The sequence below is a fragment of the Mesorhizobium sp. M0894 genome (genome assembly GCF_040319725.1).
GTDB lineage: Bacteria > Pseudomonadota > Alphaproteobacteria > Rhizobiales > Rhizobiaceae > Mesorhizobium.
In genome coordinates this window covers 279,845-306,807 of record NZ_JAMYOG010000004.1, presented here as the reverse complement: position 1 = coordinate 306,807, position 26,963 = coordinate 279,845, and the positions used below count along the sequence as shown (strand labels likewise).

Here is a 26,963-nt window from a genome sequence, read left to right as displayed (position 1 = left end):
ATTCTCACAGCCGGGTGTCGGCTGGCGGATGGGGAGGAAGCCGGCATGCAACCCAGCCCGAATGAGCGCGGTCCCTATAACGGCCTGACGCGGGCCGAGCCGACGCTGCCGTCATCGGCCTATTGGGACATCGCAGGCTATCAGCGCGATCTCGAGGCCATCTTGTATCGCAATTGGCTGCTGGTCTGCCGCGAGGCCGACCTTGCCCATCCGCTGGCTTTCAGGACGTTTCGCATAGGCACGCAGGAGGTCGTCGTGCTGCGCGACGAGACCGGCGAATTGCGCGCCTTTCACAACACCTGCCGGCATCGCGGCTCGCAGCTTTGCCAGCAGAGCGAAGGACGGCTGAAGGCGCGGCTCATCACCTGCCCCTACCACGCCTGGTCCTATTCGCTGCGCGGCGATCTGGTGCGCGTGCCGTCGAAATCGCTGCCGGACGGTTTCGACAAGGCCGATCATCCGCTCTACCGCGTCGCGCTTTCGGTGTGGCGCGGTTTCGTTTTCGTCAACCTCGCGCAAGACGCTGCCGGTTCGGCTGAAACATCCTTCGATCCGGCATCCGGCAACCTCGCCAACTGGCCGCTGGAAACGCTGCTGAGCGGCCATGTGCTGCGCAAGGTTATGAACTGCAACTGGAAGATATTTTGGGAGAACTTCAATGAGTGCCTGCACTGCCCCGGCGTCCACAAGGACCTGTCGCGGCTGGTGCCGATCTATGGCCGCGGCCTGATGGGCCGGCACGACGACCCCGAATGGGCGCGCCACGCCGACAATGACGCGCCGGAATTTGCCGGCGGCTTGCGGGCCGGGGCCGAAACCTGGTCGCGCGACGGGCGCGTCCACGGCTCGGTCTTTTCGAGCCTGACGCCGGCCGAGCGTGCTGCCGGGCAGACCTATGCCACCAACTTGCCGTCGATGTTCGTCGTCGGCCATGTCGACTATGTCAGGACCGTGCGGCTGGTGCCGCTTGGGCCGGAGCAGACCGAACTCACCGCCGAATGGCTTTTTTCGCCCGAAGCGCTCGTCGATCCGGCTGCGGATATCGACAACATCGTCGCCTTCGGTACCCAGGTGCTGGAGGAAGACGCTGATATCTGCGAGGTCAACCAGAAGGGCCTGCGCTCGATGCGCCATAAGGCCGGCGTGCTGATGCCCGAGGAATATGATTTGCACCGCTTCCACAACTGGGTGCGCGAGCGGCATGCGGCGCTTGAACATCAAAGCGATTTGGGCAGATAGCGCCAAGTGACGAAGCCGCAGACCGCCGCCAGCAGGCCGAGCGTCGCGAAAACCGCGCCCAGGCCGAAGAACGCCAGCACCACTGAATAGACCAGCGGCGGCGTCAGCTCGGAAAAGTCGAGATAGGTGCGGTAGACCGCCGCCATCTGCGTCCGCTCATACGAGCGCACCGAGCGCATGAACGCGGTCGAGCCCAGCGCATCGAGCGCGATGGTGAAGAAGGCACCGCAAAGCAGCAACGCGCCGGTGACGAGCGGCGCGGCCTCGCCGACGGCGCCGGCCGCCAGCAGCGTCGCCGACATGGCGAAATAGGCAAACGTCATGGTGCGCCGGCCGCCGAAACGCTTTCCCGCCCTGCCCCAGAAGATGGCCATGAACAAAAGCGCATTGCCGGCCGAAACCAAGAGGCCACCGGCGAGCTCGCCCTCGCCGGTGATCACCATGAACAGCGGCCCATAGACAAAGAACGTCGTCCAGAAGCAGGAACGGCCGAAGGCGATCAGCCAGGCCAGCCTCAGCCTTGGCTGCGCGACGAAGCGGCCGATATTGGCCAGCGGATTGACCGGCCGCGTCTTGCCCGGGCGGATCGACGGGTTGTCGCCAAGCCGGTAGGTCCAGAACAGCGCCAGCAGGGCCATGGCGAAGGCGGCCACCGCGCTATGCGCGGCATAGATGCCGAAACGCGTGTAGAGGAAAATGCCGAGCGTCGGCCCGGCGGTCCAGGCAAGCATCGACCACGCCATGCGCAGCGACTCGGCCTGCATGAAATCGGTCTTGCGGATATGGTCCATGATGTAGAGGTTGAGCGTGATCGCCAGCGCGCTGGCGCCGATGACGCGGCAGAGCATGCCGACCGTTTGGCCAGCAAGCGTATGAGTGACGAAGAACAGCGAGCCGACGGCCAGCAGGCAGGCACCGGCGGTATAGACCCAGCGCCGGGCAAAGCGCCGGATCAGCATCGGCATGAACAGCGTCGCCGAGAGGCCGAGCATTGCCACGACCGTGTAGAGGATCGAGACGGTCTGCTCGTTGTGCAGGATCTCATAGGCCTGGATTGGGATGACGCTGGAGACGGTGGCGCGCGCGAACGATTCGACCGCATAAAGCGAGGCGAAGGTGCGTGCATCCGCCGGCCGCAAGGCCGCAAGCCAGATAGGATGGCGCACATGGGTAGCCATTGCTTTCCCCGAAGCAGAATCGCCCAAAGCAGGGTTGGAGCACAAATCTGCCGCGGCGATTCCTGGCCGGGTAACAGGAAACCGACGCCTTCACGGCAAAAAGCGAAGCCGGCCAAAGGCTTTCCGGCTCTGGCCTAAAGCGAGTTCTAATGCTGACCCGCGCCAACGTGACGCGAGGACTGCTTCTTTTGACGGTGGCAACCGTGATAGTCGTCTTGCCGGGGCTGAACCAAGACAGCGAGACCGATGAGCATCGCCACGCCGACCACCGCCGTTCAGGATCAACCGAAGGCGAAGCGCATCGCCGCCATCGACATCGCACGCGGCATCGCTTTGCTTGCCATGGCGAGCTATCATTTCACCTGGGATCTCGAATTTTTCGGCTACACCGATCCCGGCCTCACCGCCTTCGGCTGGTGGAAAATCTACGCGCGCTGCATCGCCTCGAGCTTCCTGTTCCTGGTCGGCGTCAGCCTCTATCTCGCCCATGGCAAGAAAATCCGCTGGACAGGCTTCTGGAAGCGCTTCGCCATGGTTGCCGGGGCGGCTCTCGCAATATCGCTGGTCACCCGAATCGCCACGCCCGACGGCTTCATTTTTTTCGGCATATTGCACGAGATCGCGCTCGCCAGCCTGCTCGGCCTGGCGTTCCTGCGGCTGCCGGCGCTGCTGACACTGCTTGTCGCGGCGTTTGTCATCGCGGCGCCCTTCTACCTCAGATCCGAGGCCTTCGATCATCCGGCTTTGTGGTGGGTCGGTCTATCGGCGACCAATCCGCACTCCAACGACTATGTTCCGCTGCTGCCCTGGTTCGGCGCCGTGCTTGCCGGCATCGCGGTTACCAAACTCGCCGCCACCTCCGGCGTGCTGACCCGGCTGTCGGCCATGACGCCAGGCCGCTGGGCAAACCCGCTGGTCTTCATCGGCCGGCACAGCCTTGCCTTTTATCTGATCCATCAGCCGCTGCTGATCGGCTCGGTCTGGCTGTTTTCGCAATTCATGCCGGCGCGGGTCGAAAGCAGGGAGGTGAACTTTCTGAAATCCTGCCAAATATCCTGCGAGCAGGCGCGCGACACCGAGTTCTGCTCCAGCTATTGTGCCTGCATGCTGGACACTCTCCAGGGCGAAGCCTCGCTTGACCGGCTCTACAGCAACGACCAGTCCCCGGAGTGGAAGGCGCATATTGGCGAGCTCGCCGGCACCTGCACCGCCCAAACCGAGACGGCGGAACCGAGAACGCGCTAATCGAGGGAGGACAACAATGACCGACAGTCACCCGAAACCCGTGCAGCAAAATCCTGGGCAGCCGAAGCTGGGGCACATCCCATGGCCGCCGCTGATCTATGTCGCCGCCATCATCGTCAGCGTCGCGCTAGGGTTTTTCTATCCACTGCCGTGGATCGGCGATCTTCTCGGCGACATCCTGTTCGCCGCCGGCCTTGTGGGGTTGGTGGCGGTCGCCGCGCTCTGGTTCACCGCGATCCGCACCATGATCCGCGCCAAAACGACGCTCAACCCCAACGGCGTGCCGGACCATCTGGTGACCACCGGACCCTTCGCCGTCAGCCGCAACCCGATCTACCTCGCCAACACATTGCTGCTGGTCAGCCTCGCCTTTGTCTCGGGGATCGCCTGGTTCCTGCCGCTCGCGGTCATCGCGGCGTTCCTGACGCAGAAGCTGACGATCGAGAGCGAGGAGAAGGTGCTGACGGCCAAATTCGGCAAGAAGTACCGGGACTACGCCAAAAGGGTGCGGCGCTGGATTTGAGCCGGGGCTGACACCGCGCTTACGTGGTGACGCCGAGTTCAACCAGCCGCTCGACGCAGGATTCCTCGGCCTGGTCGAGCTCGGCCAGGGTCTCCTCGAGGTCGCGGCGTTTCTGGCGAAGATCCTCGCGCTTTTCCTCGATGCGCTTGATCATCAGCTTGAGTTGGCCGACCTCGCCGGGCGGCTCCCTGTACATCTGGATGATTTCGCGGATCTCGTTGATCGAGAAGCCGAGCCTCTTGCCGCGCATGATCTGGCGGATGAGATGCCGGTCCGACGGACGGAACAGCCGGGTGCGGCCGCGCCTTACCGGCTGCACCAGCCCTTCGTCCTCGTAGAAGCGTAACGTCCGCGTCGACACGTCGAATTCGCGGGTCAGCTCCGTGATCGAATAATATTCCCGCATCGTCACTCCAATGCCCCGGCCACGCCGCGAGTTCCAACTGGTCGGCGCCGCCGGCGCCCAGGCGCGTACCAGAATCGGCGGACAAGGCACCTTTCAAAGCCTCGCATGGCATTTACGTAAAAGTCAATTGAGGTGCCGTTCAGCCTACGCCGAACCACCATGTGGCAAGCCCGAGAAAGGCAAAGAAACCGACGACATCGGTGACCGTAGTGACGAAAACCGCCGAAGCCACAGCCGGATCGATCTTGAAGCGGTCGAGCAGCAGCGGGATCAGGATGCCCGCCAGAGCCGCCACGAACATGTTGATGATCATCGCCGCCGCGATGATGCCGCCGAGATTGCGATCGTGGAACCAGGCAGCCGCGACGATGCCGATCAGGATGGCGAAGATGATGCCGTTGATGAAGCCCACCCCGATTTCGCGGCGGATGATGCGGCCGGCATTGTAGATATCGAGGTCCCTCGTCGCCAGCGCCCGCACGGTGACGGTCATGGTCTGCGAGCCGGCATTGCCGCCCATGCCGGCGACGATCGGCATCAGCACCGCCAACGCCACGATATGCTCGATGGTGCGGTCGAACAGGCCGATCACCGAAGCCGCGAGGAAGGCCGTCAAAAGGTTGACGAGCAGCCACGGCACACGCGAGCGCGAAGTCGAAAGGATGCTGTCCGAGAGTTCTTCGTCGCCGACGCCGCCCATGCGCAGCAGATCTTCCTCGGCCTCCTGCTGGATGACGTCGACGACGTCGTCGATGGTCAGCACGCCGACCAGCCGCTCGTTCTCGTCGACGACGGCGGCGGACAGAAGATCGTATTGTTCGAATTCGCGTGCCGCCTCCTCCTGGTCCATGGTGGCCGGGATGGCATGCCTGGTCTCATGCATGACTTCTTCGACCTTGACCGAGCGCTTGGTGCGCAGGATCTGGTCGAGGTCGATGGCGCCGAGCAGCTTGAAGCTCGGATCGATGACGAAGATCTGGCTGAAACGATCGGGAAGGTTGTTGTCCTCGCGCATGTAGTCGATGGTCTGGCCGATCGTCCAGAATGGCGGCACCGCGACGAACTCCGTTTGCATGCGGCGGCCGGCGGTCTCTTCGGGATAGTCGAGCGAGCGCCGCAGCCTGATCCGCTCGGTGAACGGCAGTTGCGACAGGATCTCGTCCTGGTCCTCCTGGTCGAGGTCCTCGAGGATGTAGACGGCATCGTCGGAATCGAGCTCCTGCACCGCCTGGGCGATCTGCGCATTGGGCAGATTGTCGACGATGTCACGGCGGATCGCCTCGTCGACCTCGGTCAGCGCGGAGAAATCGAAATCCTTGCCCAGCAATTCGACCAGGGCGCGGCGCTGTTCCGGGTGCAGCGCCTCGAGCAGGTGGCCGAGTTCCGACTGGTGCAGATCGTCGACTTCGCGCTTCAGCGTCAGCGTATCGCGATCGGCGATCGCGGCACCGATCTGGGTGAGAAACGACGACAGGATGACGCCGTCCTCGTCATAGATGTCGGCGCGGCGCTCCTCGGTGGCCCTGGTGCCGGTCATGTGTTCGTCCTGGCCTTCCACCAGCGCCTCCCGCTATCGGATTTCCGGATAAGGTGCCAGTCAGGTCTAGACCATGATCCTGAAAAGTGGAAACCGGTTTTCCGAAAAGATCATGGTCAAACACAAAGATGGAGCGGCGGCGCGATTGGCTTGAGAATCGGCCTCTCCGTGCGCAACGGACGGATATCAGACGACCTTGCGAGCTGCCGGTTGCCCAAGATTGATAATTCAAGATTGATAATTAGAGCATTCTAATTTATCATCTCTATAATTACCGGTAATAAAGGGAGGGTGTTTATGGGGAAGTATCTGTTTACCAGCCTTGCGCTGGTTTGTTCGGGAATACTTTTGAACCCGATTGCCGCCGATGCAAAGGCCTTCAAATCTTTTCAGGGCAAGGAATGCAAGCCTGACTACAAACGGCTTTGCCCAATGACACCGATCGGCAAATGCGACCTTCAGAGCATGATCGAGCAGTTGTCACCCGCCTGCAAGGCTTTCGTCGAGAAGCACCGGTAATCCAGCTGTGCCATCGCCGCCGACCAACCGCCGGGTAGTCCGCGACAACGCCAGGTGTGGTTTGCCCCGGTCGGGGAATCGGTCGCTCAACAACATTAGTCCCGGTGGTCGGGCAGAACGGCATATGCTGCACCGGGAATGAGGCGAGGCCGACGCTGCGACGGCCTCGCTGGATATCGGGCTTAGAGGCCTGCCGATCAGGCAGCGTAGCGTTTGGCCTTAGCCGCGTAGGCGCCCGTGAACACATCGAATGCCTTGTCGAGCGGCACCTCCACGGTCACCGACTTCCTGACCGGTGCGGGCTTGATCATAGTCCTCATTTCCTCTTCTCCTTGCTGTTGTCGACTTCCCGTTTGAAGGCGTCGAGCGCATCGCCCCACATGCGATCGAGCCAGGCGCGCATCTCGCCGAGCCCATGCGGGTCGAGATGATAGATATTGCTGGCGCCCTTGGGCTCGGCACGGACCAGTCGGGCTTCCTTCAGCACTTTGAGGTGCTGCGATACCGCCGGCTGCGAGACCGGAAGCACCCGCGTCAGATCGATGACCGAGCGCGGCCGATCGGCGATGAGCTCGAACACCTTGCGGCGTGTCGGATCGGCCAAGGCCACCATTCCTGCGTAATCATAAACCATGACTTATGATAAGCTAAAACTTATGATAGGTCAACCGAGGGAGTGGCGGGCCTGTGTTTAAGCAACGGGCCGGTTCGGCCCGAGGCTCCGGGGTAATTCCTTCGCGCGGGGCATGGGCAGCAATGCGGATGCAAGATTGCTCAGGGAATCAATCCACCGCATGCGAGCCGGCAGGTATCGACCACCGGGGAAAAGTAAACCTGACGGCAAGGTTTTTACCTTATCGGTGTATATGTCTCTCCGGCGAAACATTAAGAACGGGTAAATTGGCTTGGCCCTAACTACGGAAGCCTCTCGCCACAGGCCCTCAGCCATATGGCAATTGCGCCTCTCCTTGTTTATGGCAATGTACGTGTTAGGTGCATCTGCACTATATCCAGAAGTATTCCGTACATCAGCCCTAATCTATTCTCACAAGTTTCTTATTGGCATGCCGGTCTTGTTTATCGGTGGCGTCTGTTGTGCCGCGCTCATCCATGGCCGACGGCAACCGGTTCGCTACGCCCTGGATTTGGTTCAAGGGCGCTGGCGCGGCTGTCTGTTGGTGCTGCTGTTCTTCTTTGCCAGCTTGACCGCGTTCTCCACCTACAAGATCGCCATCCCGTCCGTCGTCCCATACTATGCCGACCACTGGTTAGCCGACGCTGATGAATGGTTGCACGGGATGCCGCCGTGGGAGATCGCCCATAAGCTCGACAGCAACGGGTGGTCGCTCGTCGTCTTCAACAGCTATGAAGTCATTTGGTTCTACCAGTGGTTCGGCACCATCCTTTTCGTGGCGCTCTGGTCGGACGAGATTGCGCGCATCCGCTATCTCAGCGCGGCAGCGCTGACGTTGTGCATCCTCGGAACTGTCTTGGCTTTGGCGCTGGCATCGGTCGGGCCGGTTTACTACCACCAGTTTGTTGGCGTGGATCGCTTCCACGGATTGAATGCCGCCTTGGACAGACTGGACCATAATTACATGGTGCGGGAACCCGCAGCATATCTCCTGATGGCTTACCGGAGTGGCCGGCCAAGCCTTGGCGGCGGCATCTCGGCCATGCCAAGCATGCATGTCGCCTTTGCCGCACTGAACGCCTATTTGCTGTCCTCGATCAATCTCTGGCTGGGCGCTCTGGGTTGGGCGTTTGCAGCCCTGATCCTGTACGGATCGGTGTACACTGGATGGCACTATGCCCTGGACGGCTACGTATCGATCGCTGCTGTATCTGTGATCTGGTGGGCAACCGGACGCCTGGTGCGCGAATAATTATCCACGCAAACCGCATATATGGCTGCGCGCCGATGGCGTTTTCGCATCGGCCAAACTCGCGATCGCAGGCAAAAAAGCCTCGCGCCTGACAAAGACGCTCTTTGCCGTGCTCGAACTCAACGGGGCGCTTTCGAATTTAATGGTGCGGTCGAGAAGACTCGAACTTCCACGGGTTGCCCCACAGCGACCTCAACGCTGCGCGTCTACCAATTCCGCCACGACCGCACGTGGTAGGAGCCAGAACGAACCGGCCCGCGGCGTGTAGCAAATCGTTTCCGGTGAAACAAGTGCGCGGCCAGCAATAATCGGCCGGATATCGGCTTAACTCTGCAAAGCGCCGAACGTGCCCGGAACTGGACGTTTGTACCGATTGCCGCCATATGAGGGGCGAGACGAGATATCATGACAGAACGCAGCCAGATCGCCACGTCGTTCCTGCCCTCGCCCGGCTCGGCGCCGGTCGAATGGCGCATTGAGCCCGGGCTCACCGCCTATCCCGATGCGCTCGCCGTGATGGAGGCGCGCGCCGAAGCAATCCGCAGCGGCGCGGCTGGCGAGATGGTCTGGCTGGTCGAGCATCCGCCGCTCTATACCGCCGGCACCAGCGCCCGTTTCGAGGACCTGATCGAGCCGGACCGCTTCCCGGTCTTTGCCGCCGGGCGCGGCGGCGAATACACCTATCATGGGCCGGGCCAGCGCGTCGCCTATGTCATGCTCGACCTTAAGCGGCGCCGCGAGGATGTCCGCGCCTTCGTCGCGGCACTCGAACAATGGATCATCGGCACGCTGGCCGCCTTCAACGTACGCGGCGAACGCCGCGAGGACCGCGTCGGCGTCTGGGTGGTGCGGCCGCATCGCCCCGCTTTGCCCGACGGCTCGGTCGCCGAGGACAAGATCGCTGCCATCGGCATCAGGCTGAGGCGCTGGGTGAGCTTTCACGGCATTGCCATCAATGTCGAGCCGGATCTCGGCCATTTCAGCGGCATCGTGCCGTGCGGCGTCCAGGATCACGGCGTCACCAGCCTCATCGATCTCGGCCTTCCCGTAACAATGGCCGATCTCGACCTGGCGCTGAAATCAGCCTTCGAAGATGTCTTCGGCCCGGCAGCGCCTTTGCAGGTCGAGGCGGCTCGCAAAGTCGGCTGACAGGACCTCACTGAAGACCGTAGTCCTACGCTGCGCCCCTCGCCTCCGCGAAGAACGGGTCGTCAGCGTTCGAGCCATGTCTTTCAGCGCATCCTCACATCGCGCCGATCCAGATTGCCATGGAAATGAGGAACGTGCTCATGCACACCAGCGAAACGACATCCTGAACAAGATCGGTCATAACTCTCTCCTGTTGTTAGTATGTTCGTATTTTGTTCTAATTTTGTTCGAATGTCAACGATCGCAATCCCGGCATGGCCGGAATTGCGTGCGGTCAATTTCGGCAGGGTTAAGAAAGGGTTGAGAGGCAGATTGCCGACGGTTTCGGGCCGAGAGCGCGCACGAAAAATAGCGGACGGCGCACGCCAGTTCGCAGGCCGGCATCACCTCGGTCTTAGCACACCCTAAAGCGGGACGACCTTGCCGTCGGCAAGCGTCACGCGGCGATCCATGCGCGAGGCAAGCTCGTGATTATGGGTGGCGATCAGCGCCGCCAGGCCGGATTGCCGGACCAGCGCTGCCAGCGCCTCGAACACATAGGAAGCAGTCACCGGGTCGAGGTTGCCGGTCGGCTCGTCGGCCAAAAGCACCAGCGGTGCGTTGGCGACGGCGCGCGCAATGGCGACGCGCTGCTGCTCGCCGCCGGAGAGCTCGGAAGGGCGATGCTGCGCCCGCTTGCCGATCTGCATGTAGTCGAGCAATTGCGCCGCCCGCTCGGCCGCCTCCTTGCGCGCCAGCCCTTTTATCAGCTGCGGCATCATGATGTTTTCCAGCGCCGAGAATTCAGGCAGCAAATGATGGAACTGGTAGACGAAGCCGACATCGTTGCGGCGGATCGCCGTGCGCTCGTCGTCGGAAAGCCGGCCGCAGGCGCGCCCCGCCAGGATCACGTCGCCGGCGTCCGGCCGCTCCAGCAGCCCGGCGGTGTGGAGCAGCGTCGACTTGCCGGTGCCCGACGGCGCCACCAGCGCCACCATCTCGCCACGCTTAAGCGAAAAATCGGCGCCGTTCAGGATGGTCAGCTTGCGCGGCCCCTGCACATAGTGCCGTTCGACGCTCTTCAGCTCGATAATGGCCTCGGCCATCATTCGTACCTCAGCGCTTCGACCGGATCGAGCCTGGCCGCCCGCCACGCCGGAAACAGTGTCGCCAGGAACGACAGCGCCAAAGCCATGAGAACGACCGAGATCGTCTCGCTGGCATCCATGCGGGCCGGCAGCTGGCTCAGGAAATAAAGCTCGGGATTGAACAGCCGCTCGTCGGCCAGCCAGGAGAAGAACTGGCGGATGCGCTCGACGTTGAGGCAGATCAAGATACCGAGCAGCACGCCGGCGATGGTGCCGACAACGCCGATCGCAGCGCCTGTCATCAGGAAGATGCGCAGGATCGCGCCGCGCGTCGCTCCCATGGTGCGCAGGATGGCGATGTCGTGGCCCTTGTCCTTCACCAGCATGATCAGGCCCGAAATGATGTTGAGGGCCGCCACCAGCACGATCAGCGTCAGGATCATGAACATGACGTTGCGCTCGACCTGCAGCGCGTCGAAGAACGTCTTGTTGCGTTGCCGCCAATCGACAAGGCTGATCGGCCGCTGCGCCGCCTCTTCGACCTTCGGCTTCAGCGCGTCGATATTGTCGGGATTGTCGGTGTAGATCTCGATCGTCTGCGCCCGGCCGTCCATGTTGAAATAAAGCTGCGATTCCGAGAACGGCATGTAAACGATGGAGCTGTCATATTCCGACATGCCGACCTCGAAGATCGCGGTGACCGGATAGCCCTTCATGCGCGGCGTCGTGCCGAGCGGCGTGACGTCGCCCTCGGGCGAGATCAGCGTGATCGTATCGCCAAGCACAAGGCCGAGATTCTCGGCCATGCGGCTGCCGATGGCGACGCCCTCGCCGGTGTCGAAGCCGACGATCGAGCCCTCCTTGATGTTGTTGGCGACGATGGTGATCTTGCCGAGGTCCTCGCCGCGTATGCCGCGCACCAGCGCGCCGGTGCCGCCGCCGACATTGCCTTGCGCCAGCACCTGCCCGTCGATCAGCGGAATGGCGTATTTGACGCCGGGCACGCCGTTGATGCGGCCGGCGACCTGGGCATAGTCCTCCAGCGGCATGTCGAGCGGCTGCACGATCAGGTGCCCGTTGACGCCGAGGATGCGCGTCAGCAGTTCGGCGCGAAAGCCGTTCATGACCGCCATGACGACGATCAGCGTGGCAACGCCCAGCATGATGCCGAGGAAGGAGATCGAGGCGATGACCGAGATCACCGTCTCCTTGCGGCGCGAGCGCAGATAGCGCCACGCAACCATACGCTCAAAGCCGGAAAAGGGTCCTGCCCCCGAAGGTTTGGCTGCTGCCGCTTCGTTCATGCGGCGGCACCGAAACGCTTTTTCACGTCGCCGATCGGCAGCGTCTCGCGCTCGCCGGTCCTGCGGTTCTTGATCTCGACCTCGCCGGCTGCGACGCCGCGCGGCCCCACGATCACCTGCCACGGAAGTCCGATCAGGTCGGCGGTAGCGAACTTGCCTCCCGGCCGCTGGTCGGTGTCATCGTAGAGCACCTCCTTGCCGGCGGCGGCAAAGGCGGCATGCAGCTCGCCGCAGACGCGGTCGCATTCGGCATCGCCAGCCTTCATGTTGATCAGGCCGACGTCGAACGGCGCCACCGCTTCCGGCCAGATGATGCCGTTATCGTCATGGCTGGCCTCGATGATCGCCGCGACCAGCCGCGACGGACCGATGCCGTAGGAACCGCCAGAGACGAAATGATCCTTGCCGTCCGGCCCGGTCACCTTGGCGCCCATCGGCTTGGAATATTTGTCGCCGAAATGGAAGATATGGCCGACCTCGATGCCGCGCGCCGAGACCTTGTCGGCTTCGGTGAGCTTTTCCCATGCCGCCTCGTCATGCATTTCGTCGGTGGCGGCATAGGGCGTCGTCCATGTCTTGACGATCTCGGCAATCTCGGCGTCATTCGAAAAGTCGGTATTCGCCCCCGGTACATCAAGCGAGAGATAGTCGCGATGGCAAAACACCTGGCTCTCGCCGGTGTCGGCCAGGATGATGAACTCATGGCTGAGGTCGCCGCCGATCGGCCCGGTGTCGGCGCGCATCGGGATCGCCTGCAGCCCCATGCGCGTGAACGTCCTGAGATAGGACACGAACATACGGTTATAAGCGGCCTTGGCGTCTTCATAATCGAGGTCGAAGGAATAGGCGTCCTTCATTAGGAATTCGCGCGAACGCATGACGCCAAAGCGCGGGCGCACCTCGTCGCGAAACTTCCACTGGATATGATAGAGGTTGAGCGGCAGGTCCTTGTAGGACTTGACGTAGGAGCGGAAGATCTCGGTGACCATCTCCTCGTTGGTCGGGCCGTAGAGCATGTCGCGATCTTGCCGGTCCTTGATGCGCAGCATCTCCTTGCCGTAGTCTTCGTAGCGGCCGCTTTCGCGCCACAGCTCGGCCGATTGGATGGTCGGCATCAGGATTTCGAGCGCGCCGGCGCGATTCTGCTCCTCGCGAATGATCCGGCAGACCTTGTCCAGTACCCGCTTGCCGAGCGGCAGCCAGGAGAAGCTGCCTTGCCCCTGCTGGCGGATCATGCCGGCGCGCAGCATCAGCCGATGCGAGACGATCTCGGCCTCGCGCGGATTTTCTTTGAGGATGGGCAGGAAATAGCGCGACAAACGCATGAACTGGTCCGTGAGAGAGGATGGCGGCGCCGGAATCGGCGCAGCGCAGGCTTGCTTGCCCCGGCTTCATAGCCATTTCATGGCGGAATGGAAACCCGGCCCAGGCGCTGCACAGACGCCGCAATTGCCGCACACGGCTTGCTGGGCGTTTCGCAAGCAACGCCTGCCGTACTATTGTGCACTGCAGCACGAGATTGCCTGTTTCCGGGCAAAATTCTTCGTGACATTTTCACCCGCCTTAGGCTAGTGTGCCCCGATAACCGAGAGGGCGGAGAAAAATCTGCCCTCCTACGCGGTCAAAGTCTTGGGAGGATGCGATCTAGGCGCGGTAACTCGCTGCCGCCGGACACCGGAAACAGATCGGACGCGTTTAAATTGCAAGGCCTCGCGCCTTGCATTTTTTTTGTGCAATCATTTGGTTAGCAAGACAGATTGCCAAACTACATGACGTTGCGTCAGCCCAAATCCGGCCCACGGCCTTTACTTGGGTTGACCTTGCTGGCTGAGCTTGATTTCAGGGCGTCGGCATAGGTCTTGGATAGCCGGACATTGGGTAGCCGGCTAATGCGCTGGGCTCTGGTTGAAATCCGGCACGATGTGCGGGATGTCGTCGATGCCGAGACCAAGCCCTCTCGTGATGCCGTAGAAGATGCCCATCAGGACCAGTGTGGCGATCGTCGTGCGCAGTGCGGCGCGCAGCATATGCGGTCCGCGCGGCGCGCTCGGAACCGTACCCAGCGTCACATCCTGGTCCTCGTCCTGCGTCCGCATGCTGAATGGCAAGACGGCGAACAACACCACCCACCATGTGGCGAAGAACAGGGCGATGAAAGAGACCCAGCTCATGCTTGCTCCAGTTCGACCAGCGTGCCGAAAAAGTCCTTGGGGTGCAGAAACAATACCGGTTTGCCATGCGCGCCGGTCTTCGGATTGCCATCGCCCAGCACGCGCGCGCCGCTGGCCTTGAGACGGTCGCGCGCCGCAACAATGTCGTCAACCTCGTAGCAGACATGGTGCATTCCGCCGGACGGATTCTTCTCGAGGAATGCCGCGATCGGCGAGCCTTCGCCGAGCGGCTCCAGCAACTCGATCCTGGTATTGCCGACGTCGACGAACACCACCGTCACGCCATGCTCCGGCAGCGCCTGCGGCGCGGTCACGCGGGCGCCAAGCGTATCCCGATAGGCCGCCGCCGCCGCAGCCAGATCCGGCACGGCAAGCGCGACATGGTTGAGGCGTCCGAGCATTGACTGCGTCCTTAGGGCAGTAAGGCAATAGGGCAGTATGGGAGTAGGGAAAACTACTTTCTCCCCTACTGCCGTACTGCCCTACTCCCCTATTCCCTTACCGCGTGACGAACACCGTCACCAGCGGCTTCTTGCCCCAGGCTTCGTTGGCCGCGCCGCGCACCGCGCGCCGCACCGCCTCCTGGACCAGGTCGAGGTCTTTTCGGCGCTGGCGGGGGATGGAGTCCACGGCGCCGATTGCCGCATCGATCATCAGGTCTTCCAGGCTCTCGCCGCTGCCATCGGCCTCGGCGACGCCGATGGCGACTAGATCGGGATCGCCGCCGAGTTCGTATTTGTCGTCGAGCACGACATTGACGGCGACGTGGCCGGCGAAGGACAGCTTGCGCCGGTCGCGAATGCCCATCGCCTGGTCGGTGCCGACCAGCCTTCCGTCCTTGTAGATGCGGCCGAACGGCACCTGGTCGATGATCGCAGCCGCACCCGGATAGAGCCTGAGCATGTCGCCGTCGCGCACCTGCGCCACCTGGCCGATGCCGGACGTCGACATCAGCGAGCCCTGCGCCACCAGATGCGCCGCCTCGCCATGCACGGGAACGCCGATCTGCGGCCGCACCCATTCATACATCTTGCGCAATTCGCTGCGGCGCGGATGACCGGAGACATGCACCAGCGCATCGCCGTCCTCAATGATCTTGATGCCGAGGTCGATCAGGCGGTTCTTGATCTCGAGGATCGCCTTCTCATTGCCGGGAATGGTGCGCGAGGAAAACACCACCGTGTCGCCGGCAGTCAGCGCCACCGACTTCATCTCGTCGCGCGACAGCTTGGCGAGTGCGGCAAGCGGCTCGCCCTGGCTGCCGGTACAGATGATGACGAGGTTTTCGCGCGGGATGAAGCCGTAATCTTCCTCGGCGATGAATTCCGGCAAGCCGTCCATATAGCCGAGTTCATCAGCCACATCGATGACGCGCTTCATCGAGCGGCCAAGCACCAGGCACTGGCGGCCGGCATCCCGCGCTGCCTTGGCGATGGAGACGATGCGCCCGACATTGGAGGAGAAGCTGGTAACGGCGACACGGCCCTTGGCGTTCTGGATGACGCTCTTGATGCCCTCGCCCACCGCCACTTCGGACGGCGATTCCCCTTCCCGCAACGCATTGGTGGAATCGCAGATCAGCGCCAGCACGCCCTTGTCGCCATAGGCGCGGAAGCGTGACTCGTCGGTCATCGGCCCCACCGTCGGCGCCGGATCGATCTTCCAGTCGCCGGTATGGATGACGACGCCGGCCGGAGTGGTGATCGCCAGCGACATCGGCTCGGGAATGGAGTGCGCGACGGGGATGGCCTCGATCTCGAACGGACCGACGGTGAATTTCTCGCCGGCCCGGTAGATCGTCACCGGAATTTTCGGCGCCCCTTGCTCGCCCTGCCGCTTGGCTTCCAGCAGGCCGGCGCTGAACGGCGTCATCCACACCGGCGCCTTGAGCTTCGGCCAGATGTCGTGCAGCGCACCGTAGTGGTCCTCATGCGCATGGGTGATGACGATCCCGCGCAGATTGGCGACATTCTCCTCGATGAAGCGCGTGTCGGGCAGCACCAGGTCGACGCCGGGCAGGGTTGCATCGGGAAAGGTGACGCCGACATCGACGACGATCCATTCGCGCGCATTGGCCGGGCCATAGCCGTAGAGGGCGAAGTTCATGCCGATCTCACCGACACCGCCGAGCGGCACGAAGACAAGTTCGGCGTTTTCCGCTTTCGCCATGATCTTTCCTTCCTTGCCCGTCAAACTCTTGGGCCGGTCAAATTCAAGCTGGTCAAATACAGGCCAGTCAAACGTATTGGCCAGTCAACCGCCGGCCGAGGCAACCGCGCCGAAATGCACGTCGCCGGCGGCGATCGTCAGAACCGAACCTTCATCGTCGCGGATCACGAAACGGCAGTCCTCGTCAATGGTCTCGAAGGTGCCGCGCACCACATTACCGTCAATTCTGACAGCAACCTGCCCGCCAAGCCCCGCCGCACGCGCCAGCCACCGCTGCCTGACGGCGGCAAGCCCACGCCCTTCGTTCCACAGCCGGGCATTCTCGCTCCATGCATCCGACAGCGCCAGAAACAGCGTCTCGGCATCGCAAGCAGACCCCAGCGCGTTGAGCGAGGTCGCTGGATAGGGCAAATCCCTGGGATAAGCCACCACATTGACGCCGATGCCGACAGCCACTGCGGAACGGCCCCCCTCCAGCATCGCCGATTCCAGTAGGATGCCGGCGAGCTTGGCGCCCGAGGCAAGCACATCGTTCGGCCATTTCAGCTCGAAACGGTTCTTGCCTTGGCTCGCACCATCGAGGCCGATCGCGATCCTGCCCTTCGGCACGACAGCGTCGAGCGCGTCGGCCAGCGCCAGTCCGGCAACGAAGCCGAGCGTCGCGGCAAGCCGAAGCTCGGTGTTGGTGATCACCAGCAGCGTCGCTGCCAGATTGCCTTCGGGCGTCGCCCAGGCGCGGCCACGGCGGCCACGCCCGGCTTCCTGCTTTTTTGAGACGACCCAGAGCTTGCCCGGATCGCCGGCCCGCGCGTGCTCCAGCGCCAGCGCATTGGTGGAGCCGACCGTGTCGTGCGCCTCGAGCCGGAACCCTTCCGAAGCCGCGGTTGGAGCCAGCCTGAATGTCATTCCGTCAGAAGAAGGTCTTGGCTGCGGCAGCGGCGTAGGTTCCGATCGGGCCGCCGATCAGCACGTAGAACAGCACGAAGGCGCCGCAGACGCCGAGCACGACGCGCAGTTCGGTCGCCATCGGAACGAAGCCGCCGACCGGTTCGTCGAACCACATGATCTTGATAATGCGCAGATAATAATAGGCGCCCACCACCGAGGCCAGCACGCCGATGATCGCCAGCGCGTAGAGATTGGCATTGATGGCGGCAAGGAACACGTACCATTTTCCCCAGAAGCCGGCGAGCGGCGGGATACCGGCCAGCGAGAACATCAGGATGGTGAGGATCGTCGCCATGATCGGGTTGGTCGCCGACAGGCCGGCGAGATCGCTGATCTGCTCGACATTGCCCTCCTTGCGCCGCATGGCGAGGATGAAGGCGAAGGTGCCGAGCGTCATCACCAGGTAGATCAGCATGTAGATGGCGACGCCGCGCACGCCGTCCTGGCTGTTGGCGGCAAGGCCGACCAGCGCATAGCCCATATGGCCGATGGAGGAATAGGCCATCAGCCGCTTGATGTTGGTCTGGCCGATCGCCGCGAAGGCGCCGAGCGCCATCGAGGCGATTGAGATGAAGACGATGATCTGCTGCCAGTCGGCGGCGATCGGCTTGAAGGCGCCCATGGTGACGCGCACCATCAGCGCCATCGCCGCCATCTTCGGTGCCGCCGCCAGGAAGGCCGTCACCGGCGTCGGCGCGCCCTCATAGACGTCGGGCGTCCACATATGGAACGGCACCGCCGAGATCTTGAAGGCAAGGCCGGCCAGCACGAAGACCAGCCCGAAGACCAGGCCGAGCTGGCGCTCGCCGCCGCTCAGCGCCGCGGCGATCTCCTGGAAGCCGGTATTGCCGGTGTAGCCGTAGACCAGCGAGATGCCGTAAAGCAGCATGCCCGAAGACAGCGCGCCAAGGACGAAATACTTCAGGCCGGCCTCGGTCGAACGCAGACTGTCGCGGTTGATCGCCGCCAGCACGTAGATCGCCAGCGACTGCAGCTCGAGGCCGAGATAGAGCCCGATCATGCCGTTGGCCGAGATCATCAGCATCATGCCGAGCGTGCAGAGCAGGATCAGCACCGGATATTCGAACTTGTCGAAATGCTCCGCCTGGGCAAAGCGGACCGACATGACCAGCGTCACCGCCGAGCCGATTAGCGCCAACACCTTCATGAAGCGGGCGAACGGATCCTGGATGAAGGCTTCGCCATAGGCGTTGCCCTGCCCCGGGGAAAAGATCAGCCAGGCGCCAGCGATCACCAGCACGGCGACGGCAAGGCCGCTCACTGTGACGGTGGTGTTGGCGCGCGAATAGGCGCCGAGCATCAACAGCGCCAAGGCGCCGATGGCGAGGATCAGCTCTGGCGTCGAGAGCGACAGGCTGGAGAGAAGGTCCGGCGTCATGGTTCGCAAAACCCCAGTCAGTTCGCCGCCGCGGTCTGCGCGGCGCCGATGGATGCAGTGACATTGGTGACGAGCGCCTTGACCGATTCGGCCGTCGCGTCGAAGATCGGCGCCGGATAGACGCCGAAGAAGATGACCAGCGCGACCAGCGGATAGATGATCACCTTCTCGCGTGTCGACAGGTCCAGCAGGCCTTTCAGGCTTTCCTTGGTCAATGCGCCGAAGATCACCTTGCGGTAGAGCCAGAGCGCATAGGCCGCCGACAGGATGACGCCGGTGGCGGCGAAGAACGCCACCCAGGTGTTGACCCGGAACACGCCGAGCATGGTCAGGAACTCGCCGACGAAGCCGCTGGTGCCGGGCAGGCCGACATTGGCCATGGTGAAGATCATGAACACGGTTGCATATTTCGGCATGTTGTTGACCAACCCGCCATAGGCGTCGATGTCACGCGTGTGCATGCGGTCGTAGACGACGCCGACGCAGAGGAACAGCGCGCCTGAGACCAGGCCGTGCGAAAGCATCTGGAAGATCGAACCCTGGACGCCTTCCTGGTTCATCGCGAAGATGCCCATGGTAACGAAGCCCATGTGGGCGACCGACGAATAGGCGATCAGCTTCTTCATGTCCTCCTGCATCAGCGCCACCAGCGAGGTGTAGATGATGGCGACGCCGGAGAGCGTGAAGATCAGCGGCGCGAACATTTCGGATGCGATTGGAAACATCGGCAGCGAAAAACGCAGGAAGCCATATCCGCCCATCTTGAGCAGGATGGCGGCCAGGATCACCGAGCCGGCCGTCGGCGCTTCGACATGGGCGTCCGGCAGCCAGGTATGCACCGGCCACATCGGCATCTTCACCGCAAAGGAAGCGAAGAAGGCAAGCCATAGCCAGGTCTGCATATTGGCCGGGAAGTTGTGGGTCAGAAGCGTCGGGATGTCGGTGGTGCCGGACTGGAAGAACATCGCCATGATAGCGAGCAGCATCAGCACCGAGCCGGCCAGCGTATAGAGGAAGAACTTGAACGAGGCATAGACGCGCCGCTTGCCGCCCCACACGCCGATGATAATGAACATCGGGATCAGGCCGGCTTCGAAGAAGACATAGAACAGGACGATGTCGAGCGCGCAGAACACGCCGATCATCAGCGTCTCGAGCAGCAGGAAGGCGATCATATAGGCCTTGACGCGCTTCTCGATCGATTCCCACGAGGCGAGGATGCAGAGCGGCATCAGGAAGGTGGTCAGGATGACGAACAGCATGGAGATGCCGTCTACGCCCATATGGTAGGAGATGCCGGAATCCAGCCAGGCAAACTTCTCGACGAACTGGAAGCCGGGCTGCGAATTGTCGAAGCCGGTCCAGATGAACAGCGAAACCACGAATGTGAAGGCGGTCGTGAACAGCGCAATGGCGCGGATGTTGCGGCGCGCATTGTCGCTGTCGTCGCGCACGAAAAGGATGAGCAGCACACCAACCAGCGGCAGGAAGGTGACCAGCGATAGGATCGGCCAGGCGGTCATCAGAGCATCATCCAGGTGACGAGTGCGGCAACGCCGATCAGCATGGCGAAGGCATAGTGGTAGAGATAGCCGGTCTGCAGCTTGACGACGCGGTTGGTGACATCGACGACGCGCGCCGAGATGCCGTCCGGCCCGAGCCCGTCGATGATAGTGCCGTCGCCGGTCTTCCACAGGAAGCTGCCGAGGCGCTTTGCCGGCCGCACGAACAGGAAGTCGTAGAGCTCGTCGAAATACCATTTGTTGAGCAGGAAGGCGTAGAGCAGGCGATGGTTGGCGGCGACGCTCCGAGGCATTTCCGGCGCGCGAATATAGAACTGCCAGGCAATCGCAAAGCCGATCAGCATGGCGATGAACGGCGCCAGCTCGACCCAAAGCGGCAGTTCGTGGATCTCGTGCAGGATGTGGTTGTCAGGCAGCGTGAACAGCGACGCCTTCCAGAATTCGGCATAGCCCTCGCCGATGAAGGCGCCGTGGAAGATCACGCCGGCGAACAGGGCGCCTGCCGCCAGGATGAACAGCGGCACCAGCATGACCGGCGGCGATTCATGGACATGGTGCATCACCTCATGGCTGGCCCGCGGCTCGCCATGGAAGGTCATGAAGATCAGCCGCCAGGAATAGAAGGAGGTGAAGCAGGCGGCAATGACCAGCAATATGAAGGCAAACCCGGCGACCGCATTGTGGCTGGCAAAAGCGGCTTCGATGATGGCGTCCTTGGAGAAGAAACCGGCCGTGCCGATGATCGTCACCGGGATGCCGACGCCGGTCAGCGCCAACGTGCCGATCACCATCATCCAGTAGGTCGTCGGGATGAGCTCCCTCAGGCCGCCCATCTTGCGCATGTCCTGCTCGTCGGAGACGGCGTGGATGACCGAACCCGAGCCGAGGAACAGTAGCGCCTTGAAGAAGGCGTGCGTGAACAGATGGAAGATCGCCGCGCCATAGGCGCCGACGCCGAGCGCCACGAACATGTAGCCGAGCTGTGAGCACGTCGAATAGGCGATGACGCGCTTGATATCGTTCTGGACGAGACCGACTGTCGCCGCGAAGAAGGCGGTGAAGGCGCCGATGAAGGTGACCACGGTCAGCGCCGAATGCGACAGCTCGAACAGCGGCGACAGCCGCGCCAGCATGAACACGCCTGCCGTCACCATGGTGGCGGCATGGATCAGCGCCGAGACCGGCGTCGGGCCTTCCATGGCATCAGGCAGCCAGGTGTGCAGCGGCACCTGCGCCGACTTGCCCATGGCGCCCATGAACAGGAGCAGGCAGACGACCGTCATCGCGGCCTGCTTATCAAGCGCATAGCCGAGGAAGGTCAGCACGGCCGCACCTTGCGGCGCGCCTTCGGCCGGAATGAACGTCGCCGCATTGGCGAAGATAGTGCCGAGATTGACCGAGCCGAACAGCACGAACACGCCGAATATGCCAAGCGCAAAGCCGAAATCGCCGACGCGGTTGACGACGAAGGCCTTGATCGCAGCCGCATTGGCCGACGGCTTCTTGTACCAGAAGCCGATCAGCAGATAAGAGGCCAGACCGACACCTTCCCAGCCGAAGAACATCTGCACGAGGTTGTCGGCCGTCACCAGCATCAGCATGGCGAAGGTGAACAGCGACAGATAGGCGAAGAAGCGGGGCCGGTCCGGGTCGTGATGCATGTAGCCGATCGAGTAGATATGGACCAGCGCCGACACCGTATTGACGACGACCAGCATCACTACGGTCAGCGTGTCGATCCGCAGCGCCCACGACGCTTCGAGGCCGCCCGACTGGATCCAGCGCATCACCGGCACGGTGAACACCTCGCCGCCGCCGAAGCCGACCGAGAAGAAGGCAACCCACGACAGCACAGCCGCGATCACCAGGAAGCCTGAGGTGATGTATTCGGAAGCCTTGGCGCCAAGCGAGGTGCCGAACAGGCCGACGATCAGGAAGCCGAGCAGCGGAAGGAAGACGATGGCCTGATACATGGTGGTTCCGTCAACCCTTCATCATGTTCACGTCTTCGACCGCGATCGAGCCGCGGTTGCGGAAGAAGACGACGAGAATGGCAAGGCCGATCGCCGCCTCGGCCGCCGCGACGGTCAGCACGAACAGTGCGAACACCTGGCCGACCAGATCGCCGAGCGCCGCCGAAAAGGCGACGAAATTGATGTTGACCGCAAGCAGGATCAGCTCGATCGACATCAGGATGACGATGACGTTCCTACGGTTCAGGAAGATGCCGAACACGCCGAGCGTGAACAGGATCGCCGATACGGTCAGGTAGTGCGCGATGCCGACGACCATCTCAGACTCCTTCGCCCGTCTTGACCTTGCGGATTTCCACTCCGGTTACCGGCGTGCGGCCGACCTGGGCGGCGATCGACTGCCGCTTGACGCCCGGCTTGTGGCGCAGCGTCAGCACGATGGCGCCGATCATGGCGACCAGCAGCACCAGCCCCGCCACCTGGAAGTAATAGAGGTAATCCGTATAGAGGATGTCGCCGAGCGCCGCCGTGTTGGAGCGCGCGGCCAGGTCCGGGATGGGCTTCGAAACCGTCGCCGCCAGTTTCGGCGCAAATGTGTAGCCGCCGAGCACGATGATCAGCTCCGCTGCCAGGATCAGGCCGACCAGCGCGCCGATCGGCGCGTATTGCAGGGCGCCTTCCTTCATCTCGGCGAAATCGACGTCGAGCATCATCACGACGAACAGGAACAGCACCATAACCGCGCCGACATAGACGACGAGCAGGATCATCGCCAGGAACTCGGCGCCGGTCAGCATGAACAGGCCGGCGGCGTTGAAGAAGGTCAGGATCAGGAACAGCACCGAATGCACAGGATTGCGCGCCGAAATGACCATGAACGCCGACGCCACCGCGACAAAGGCGAAGAGGTAGAAAAAGGCCGCCTCTAGTCCACTCAGCATGGGTTCCCCCGGGTTTCCTGTCCGAACAGGACATTCGTCCTGTTTTTTGCCACCGCCTCCGGCCGGCAAGTTGCGTGTTCCTTAAACGAGGCCCCTCGCCCCGTCCATGCGTCAAATATCAGCGGTAAGGCGCATCCAGCGAGATGTTGCGCGCAAGTTCACGCTCCCAGCGGTCGCCATTGGCCAGAAGCCTGTCCTTGTCGTAATAAAGCTCCTCGCGCGTCTCCGTCGCGAATTCGAAATTCGGCCCCTCGACGATAGCGTCGACCGGGCAGGCTTCCTGGCAGAAGCCGCAATAAATGCATTTCACCATGTCGATGTCGTAGCGCACGGTGCGCCGCGTGCCGTCATTGCGGCGCGGGCCGGCTTCGATGGTAATGGCCTGCGCCGGGCAGATCGCCTCGCACAATTTGCAGGCGATGCAACGTTCCTCGCCGTTCGGATAGCGGCGCAGCGCATGTTCGCCACGGAAGCGCGGGCTGACCGGCCCCTTCTCATGCGGATAATTGATCGTCTCCTTCGGCGCGAAGAACTGGCGCATCGACAGGAAGAAAGCACTGACGAAATCCTGCAATAGCAGTGACTTGGCGGCCTGGGACAATGCTGACATCAGGCAAACCCCGTGATCTTGAGGAAGGCGGCGGTGGCGACCACCATGAACAGCGAGATCGGCAGGAAGACCTTCCAGCCGAGCCGCATCAGCTGGTCGTAGCGATAGCGCGGCACGAACGCCTTCACCATCGAGAACATGAAGAACACCAGGCAGACCTTGAGCACGAACCAGATCAGCCCCGGCACCCAGGTGAACGGCGCGAAATTGAAGGGCGGCAGCCAGCCGCCAAGGAACAGGATGGTGGCCAGTGCGCACATCAGGACGACGGCGACATATTCGCCCAGGAAGAACAACAGGAACGGCGTCGAGGAATATTCGACCATATGGCCGGCGACGAGTTCCGATTCGGCTTCCACGAGGTCGAAGGGCGGACGGTTGGTTTCCGCCAGCGCCGAGATGAAGAAGACGATGAACATCGGAAACAGGGACAGCCAATGCCAGTCGAGGAAGGTATTGGGCAGGCCGATCCTCGTGCCCAGCCCATCCTGCTGCGACAAAACGATATCGGTCAGGTTGAGCGAGCCGACGCAAAGCAGCACGGTGACGATGACGAAACCGATGGAGACTTCGTAGGACACCATCTGCGCCGCCGAGCGCAGCGCACCGAGGAACGGGTATTTCGAATTGGACGCCCAGCCGCCCATGATCACGCCATAGACCTCGAGCGAGGAGATGGCGAAGACGTAGAGGATGCCGACATTGACGTTGGCGATGGCCCAGCCCTCATTGACCGGGATCACCGCCCAGGCTGAGATCGCAAGCACCGCCGACACCAGCGGCGCCAGCAGGAAAACGCCCTTGTTGGCGCCGGACGGAATCACCGGCTCCTTGAAGACGAATTTCAAAAGGTCAGCGAAGGCCTGCAGCGTGCCCCATGGGCCGACGACGTTCGGTCCGCGGCGCAATTGCACCGCCGCCCAGATCTTGCGGTCGGCGTAAAGCACATAGGCGACGAAGATCAACAGAACGACGATCAGCACGACCGACTTCAAAAGGATCAGCAGCGCCGGCAGCACGTAGAAGGAGAAGAAGGTGTCCATGTCTACTCCGCCGCCTGCCTGAAGCCGTTCTTCGCCAAAGCCGAGCACTCGGCCATCACCGCGGAAGCCCGCGCGATCGGGTTGGTCAGGTAGAAATCCTTGACCGGCGAGGTGAAGGTGCCCTTGTTCAGCCGCCCGCCGAGCTTGGCCACCCTGGCGATGTCGGCCGGGTCGCCGGCCGCGACATGGTCGATGCGGGCAAGATGCGGGTATTCCGCATAGAGCCTAGCGCGCAATTGCGGCAGCGAATCGAACGGCAGCTTCTTGCCGAGCACATCCGACAGTGCCCGAAGGATCGCCCAGTCCTCGCGCGCCTCGCCGGGCGCGAAGCCGGCCCGGTTGGTCTGCTGCACGCGGCCTTCGGTGTTGACGAAGGTGCCCGACTTCTCGGTATAGGCGGCACCCGGCAGGATGACGTTGGCGCGATGCGCGCCCTTGTCGCCATGCGTGCCGATATAGACGACGAAAGCGCCGCCGGTCTTGGCCATGTCGATTTCGTCGGCGCCGAGCAGGAACAGCACATCGGTCTCGCCCAGCATGCCGGCGACGTTCCTGCCGCCCTCGCCCGGCACAAAGCCGACATCGAGGCCGCCGACCCGCGCCGCCGCGGTGTGCAGTACGGCAAAGCCGTTCCAGTCGGCCCTTGCGGCGTTGACGGCGACGGCGAGCTTCGCCGCCTGGCCGAGCACGGCCGCGCCGTCCGGACGCGCCAGCGCACCCTGGCCGACGATGATCAGCGGATGCGTCGCCTTCTTCAGCAGTTGAAAGAATTTGCCGTTGCCATCGGCAAGATCCTTCAGCGATTCCGGCCCGGCGCCGAGTTGCTCGTAATCATAGCGCGTATCGCCGACATCGCCGATGACGCCGACCGGCAGATTGCCGGCCCGCCAGCGCTTGCGGATGCGGGCGTTGAGCAAGGACGCCTCGAAGCGCGGATTGGCGCCGATGATCAGCACCGCATCGGCCTGTTCGATGCCTTCGATGGTCGGGTTGAAGACATAGCTCGCCCGGCCGAGCGACGGATCGAGTGCGGCACCGTCCTGGCGGCAGTCGGTGTTCTTCGAGCCAAGCGAAGCCATCAGAAGCTTCAGCGCGTAGATCTCCTCGACGGCGGCAAGATCGCCGGCAATGGCACCGATCTTTTCGGGTGCGGCATTCGACACCGCTTCCTTGATCGCGGCAAAAGCCTCGGCCCAGCTTGCGGGGGCCAGTCTGCCGTCCTTGCGCACATAGGGCCGGTCGAGGCGCTGCGTGCGCAAGCCGTCCCAAATGAAGCGGGTCTTGTCGGAAATCCATTCCTCGTTCACCGCCTCGTTGGTACGCGGCAGGATGCGCATCACTTCGCGGCCTCGGCTATCGACGCGGATCGCCGAGCCGACGGCGTCCATGACGTCGATGGATTCGGTCTTGGTCAGTTCCCACGGCCGTGCCTGGAAGGCGTAGGGTTTGGAAGTCAGCGCACCGACCGGGCAAAGGTCGATGACATTGCCCTGCAGTTCCGAAGTCATCGCGCTTTCGAGATAGGTGGTGATCTCGGCATCCTCGCCGCGGCCGATCAGACCGAGTTCCGATATGCCGGCAATCTCGGTGGTGAAGCGGACGCAGCGCGTGCAATGGATGCAGCGGTTCATGATCGTCTTGACCAGCGGCCCGATATACTTGTCTTCGACCGCCCGCTTGTTCTCGTGGTAGCGCGAGGAATCGACGCCGAACGCCATCGCCTGGTCCTGCAGGTCGCACTCGCCGCCCTGATCGCAGATCGGGCAATCCAGCGGATGGTTGATCAGCAGGAATTCCATCACGCCTTCGCGCGCCTTCTTGACCATCGGCGTGTTGGTGAAGATTTCCGGCGGCTCGCCGTTCGGGCCGGGGCGCAGGTCGCGCACGCCCATGGCGCAAGACGCCTGCGGCTTGGGCGGCCCGCCCTTGACCTCGATCAGGCACATGCGGCAATTGCCGGCGATCGACAGCCGCTCGTGGAAGCAAAAGCGCGGAACTTCCGCGCCGGCGTCCTCGGCCGCCTGCAGCAGCGTGTAATGGTCGGGTACAGTGATCTCTTTCCCGTCGACCTTGAGCTTTGCCATTTCGCCTCAAACCCCTGCGGACGTTCCGCAATCTTTCCTTCCGGACGCA

At 62.6% G+C, this 26,963-nt stretch carries 26 protein-coding genes and 1 tRNA gene; 6 read left to right on the top strand and 21 right to left on the bottom strand.

Translation table 11 applies throughout. The features are described from left to right. The first annotated feature begins 45 nt into the window (after positions 1-45). A complete protein-coding gene (locus NKH91_RS10660) occupies positions 46-1,239 on the top strand; it encodes an aromatic ring-hydroxylating oxygenase subunit alpha (RefSeq protein ID WP_352884594.1) in 1,194 nt (397 codons plus the stop codon). On the opposite strand, the gene NKH91_RS10655 is transcribed toward NKH91_RS10660, so the two are convergent. Beyond that, positions 1,218-2,417, bottom strand: coding sequence for an MFS transporter (locus NKH91_RS10655; protein WP_352884596.1), 1,200 nt, complete (start codon positions 2,415-2,417; stop codon positions 1,218-1,220). The genes NKH91_RS10660 and NKH91_RS10655 overlap by 22 nt on opposite strands. 246 nt (positions 2,418-2,663) lie before the next feature. On the opposite strand from NKH91_RS10655, the gene NKH91_RS10650 reads away from it, so the two are divergent. Both NKH91_RS10650 and NKH91_RS10645 read left to right on the top strand, forming a co-directional pair. Further along, positions 2,664-3,662 (top strand): heparan-alpha-glucosaminide N-acetyltransferase, encoded by a 999-nt coding sequence (locus NKH91_RS10650; RefSeq protein WP_352844408.1) that lies wholly within the window; start codon positions 2,664-2,666, stop codon positions 3,660-3,662. Between the two features lie 16 nt (positions 3,663-3,678). Next, entirely contained in the window at positions 3,679-4,185 is a 507-nt protein-coding gene (locus NKH91_RS10645; RefSeq protein ID WP_352483066.1) for a methyltransferase family protein, read from the top strand. Between the two features lie 19 nt (positions 4,186-4,204). On the opposite strand, the gene NKH91_RS10640 is transcribed toward NKH91_RS10645, so the two are convergent. Then, positions 4,205-4,591 carry a MerR family transcriptional regulator gene (locus NKH91_RS10640; RefSeq protein ID WP_023676566.1) on the bottom strand — a complete coding sequence of 129 codons (387 nt, stop codon included), beginning with the start codon at positions 4,589-4,591 and terminating at the stop codon, positions 4,205-4,207. Between the two features lie 139 nt (positions 4,592-4,730). Beyond that, entirely contained in the window at positions 4,731-6,128 is a 1,398-nt protein-coding gene (mgtE, locus tag NKH91_RS10635) for a magnesium transporter (protein ID WP_352844410.1), read from the bottom strand. A 297-nt stretch (positions 6,129-6,425) separates the two neighbouring features. Between mgtE and NKH91_RS10630 the strand changes: the two genes are divergently transcribed. Beyond that, entirely contained in the window at positions 6,426-6,647 is a 222-nt protein-coding gene (locus NKH91_RS10630) for a hypothetical protein (protein ID WP_352814643.1), read from the top strand. A gap of 197 nt (positions 6,648-6,844) precedes the next feature. Here NKH91_RS10630 and NKH91_RS10625 read toward each other — a convergent pair whose 3' ends face one another. Then, complete coding sequence (locus tag NKH91_RS10625; protein ID WP_352844412.1) at positions 6,845-6,967, bottom strand: hypothetical protein; 123 nt, start codon at positions 6,965-6,967, stop codon at positions 6,845-6,847. Further along, entirely contained in the window at positions 6,964-7,281 is a 318-nt protein-coding gene (locus tag NKH91_RS10620; protein ID WP_023720727.1) for an ArsR/SmtB family transcription factor, read from the bottom strand. Before NKH91_RS10620 ends, NKH91_RS10625 begins: the two co-directional genes overlap by 4 nt. Before the next feature lie 430 nt (positions 7,282-7,711). On the opposite strand from NKH91_RS10620, the gene NKH91_RS10615 reads away from it, so the two are divergent. Next, positions 7,712-8,533, top strand: a complete 822-nt coding sequence (locus NKH91_RS10615; RefSeq protein ID WP_023720728.1) for a phosphatase PAP2 family protein — start codon at positions 7,712-7,714, stop codon at positions 8,531-8,533. Between the two features lie 143 nt (positions 8,534-8,676). On the opposite strand, the gene NKH91_RS10610 is transcribed toward NKH91_RS10615, so the two are convergent. Continuing rightward, positions 8,677-8,761, bottom strand: a tRNA-Leu gene (locus tag NKH91_RS10610). Positions 8,762-8,938: 177 nt separating this feature from the next. Between NKH91_RS10610 and lipB the strand changes: the two genes are divergently transcribed. Then, entirely contained in the window at positions 8,939-9,682 is a 744-nt protein-coding gene (lipB, locus tag NKH91_RS10605; protein ID WP_352844435.1) for a lipoyl(octanoyl) transferase LipB, read from the top strand. Between the two features lie 404 nt (positions 9,683-10,086). Here lipB and NKH91_RS10600 read toward each other — a convergent pair whose 3' ends face one another. From NKH91_RS10600 to nuoG, 15 genes are all read right to left on the bottom strand, one after another. After that, positions 10,087-10,770 (bottom strand): ABC transporter ATP-binding protein, encoded by a 684-nt coding sequence (locus tag NKH91_RS10600; RefSeq protein WP_023720730.1) that lies wholly within the window; start codon positions 10,768-10,770, stop codon positions 10,087-10,089. Continuing rightward, positions 10,767-12,053, bottom strand: coding sequence for a lipoprotein-releasing ABC transporter permease subunit (locus NKH91_RS10595; RefSeq protein ID WP_352791256.1), 1,287 nt, complete (start codon positions 12,051-12,053; stop codon positions 10,767-10,769). Before NKH91_RS10595 ends, NKH91_RS10600 begins: the two co-directional genes overlap by 4 nt. Beyond that, a complete protein-coding gene (gene proS / locus NKH91_RS10590; protein ID WP_352844436.1) occupies positions 12,050-13,378 on the bottom strand; it encodes a proline--tRNA ligase in 1,329 nt (442 codons plus the stop codon). Before proS ends, NKH91_RS10595 begins: the two co-directional genes overlap by 4 nt. 561 nt (positions 13,379-13,939) lie before the next feature. Further along, positions 13,940-14,224, bottom strand: coding sequence for a DUF1467 family protein (locus tag NKH91_RS10585; protein ID WP_352590101.1), 285 nt, complete (start codon positions 14,222-14,224; stop codon positions 13,940-13,942). Then, positions 14,221-14,625, bottom strand: a complete 405-nt coding sequence (mce, locus tag NKH91_RS10580) for a methylmalonyl-CoA epimerase (RefSeq protein ID WP_352483057.1) — start codon at positions 14,623-14,625, stop codon at positions 14,221-14,223. Before mce ends, NKH91_RS10585 begins: the two co-directional genes overlap by 4 nt. Before the next feature lie 97 nt (positions 14,626-14,722). Then, positions 14,723-16,393: a ribonuclease J gene (locus NKH91_RS10575; RefSeq protein WP_352844437.1), complete on the bottom strand. Its 1,671-nt coding sequence runs from the start codon at positions 16,391-16,393 to the stop codon at positions 14,723-14,725. Positions 16,394-16,477: 84 nt separating this feature from the next. Next, positions 16,478-17,299 carry a biotin--[acetyl-CoA-carboxylase] ligase gene (locus NKH91_RS10570; protein WP_023720736.1) on the bottom strand — a complete coding sequence of 274 codons (822 nt, stop codon included), beginning with the start codon at positions 17,297-17,299 and terminating at the stop codon, positions 16,478-16,480. A gap of 4 nt (positions 17,300-17,303) precedes the next feature. Continuing rightward, complete coding sequence (gene nuoN, locus NKH91_RS10565) at positions 17,304-18,740, bottom strand: NADH-quinone oxidoreductase subunit NuoN (protein WP_023720737.1); 1,437 nt, start codon at positions 18,738-18,740, stop codon at positions 17,304-17,306. 17 nt (positions 18,741-18,757) lie between these two features. Then, positions 18,758-20,263: an NADH-quinone oxidoreductase subunit M gene (locus tag NKH91_RS10560; RefSeq protein ID WP_352908286.1), complete on the bottom strand. Its 1,506-nt coding sequence runs from the start codon at positions 20,261-20,263 to the stop codon at positions 18,758-18,760. Continuing rightward, positions 20,263-22,236 (bottom strand): NADH-quinone oxidoreductase subunit L, encoded by a 1,974-nt coding sequence (nuoL, locus tag NKH91_RS10555; protein WP_352844440.1) that lies wholly within the window; start codon positions 22,234-22,236, stop codon positions 20,263-20,265. Before nuoL ends, NKH91_RS10560 begins: the two co-directional genes overlap by 1 nt. Before the next feature lie 10 nt (positions 22,237-22,246). Continuing rightward, the gene (nuoK, locus tag NKH91_RS10550; RefSeq protein ID WP_023676620.1) at positions 22,247-22,555 is read right to left on the bottom strand and encodes an NADH-quinone oxidoreductase subunit NuoK; all 309 of its coding nucleotides are present in this window, start codon (positions 22,553-22,555) and stop codon (positions 22,247-22,249) included. A gap of 1 nt (position 22,556) precedes the next feature. Further along, positions 22,557-23,177 (bottom strand): NADH-quinone oxidoreductase subunit J, encoded by a 621-nt coding sequence (locus tag NKH91_RS10545; RefSeq protein WP_352483053.1) that lies wholly within the window; start codon positions 23,175-23,177, stop codon positions 22,557-22,559. A gap of 118 nt (positions 23,178-23,295) precedes the next feature. Next, a complete protein-coding gene (gene nuoI / locus NKH91_RS10540; RefSeq protein WP_023676622.1) occupies positions 23,296-23,787 on the bottom strand; it encodes an NADH-quinone oxidoreductase subunit NuoI in 492 nt (163 codons plus the stop codon). Further along, positions 23,787-24,830: an NADH-quinone oxidoreductase subunit NuoH gene (nuoH, locus tag NKH91_RS10535; RefSeq protein WP_352483051.1), complete on the bottom strand. Its 1,044-nt coding sequence runs from the start codon at positions 24,828-24,830 to the stop codon at positions 23,787-23,789. Before nuoH ends, nuoI begins: the two co-directional genes overlap by 1 nt. A 2-nt stretch (positions 24,831-24,832) precedes the next feature. Then, positions 24,833-26,914: an NADH-quinone oxidoreductase subunit NuoG gene (gene nuoG, locus NKH91_RS10530; RefSeq protein ID WP_352483050.1), complete on the bottom strand. Its 2,082-nt coding sequence runs from the start codon at positions 26,912-26,914 to the stop codon at positions 24,833-24,835. Between the last annotated feature and the right edge of the window lie 49 nt (positions 26,915-26,963).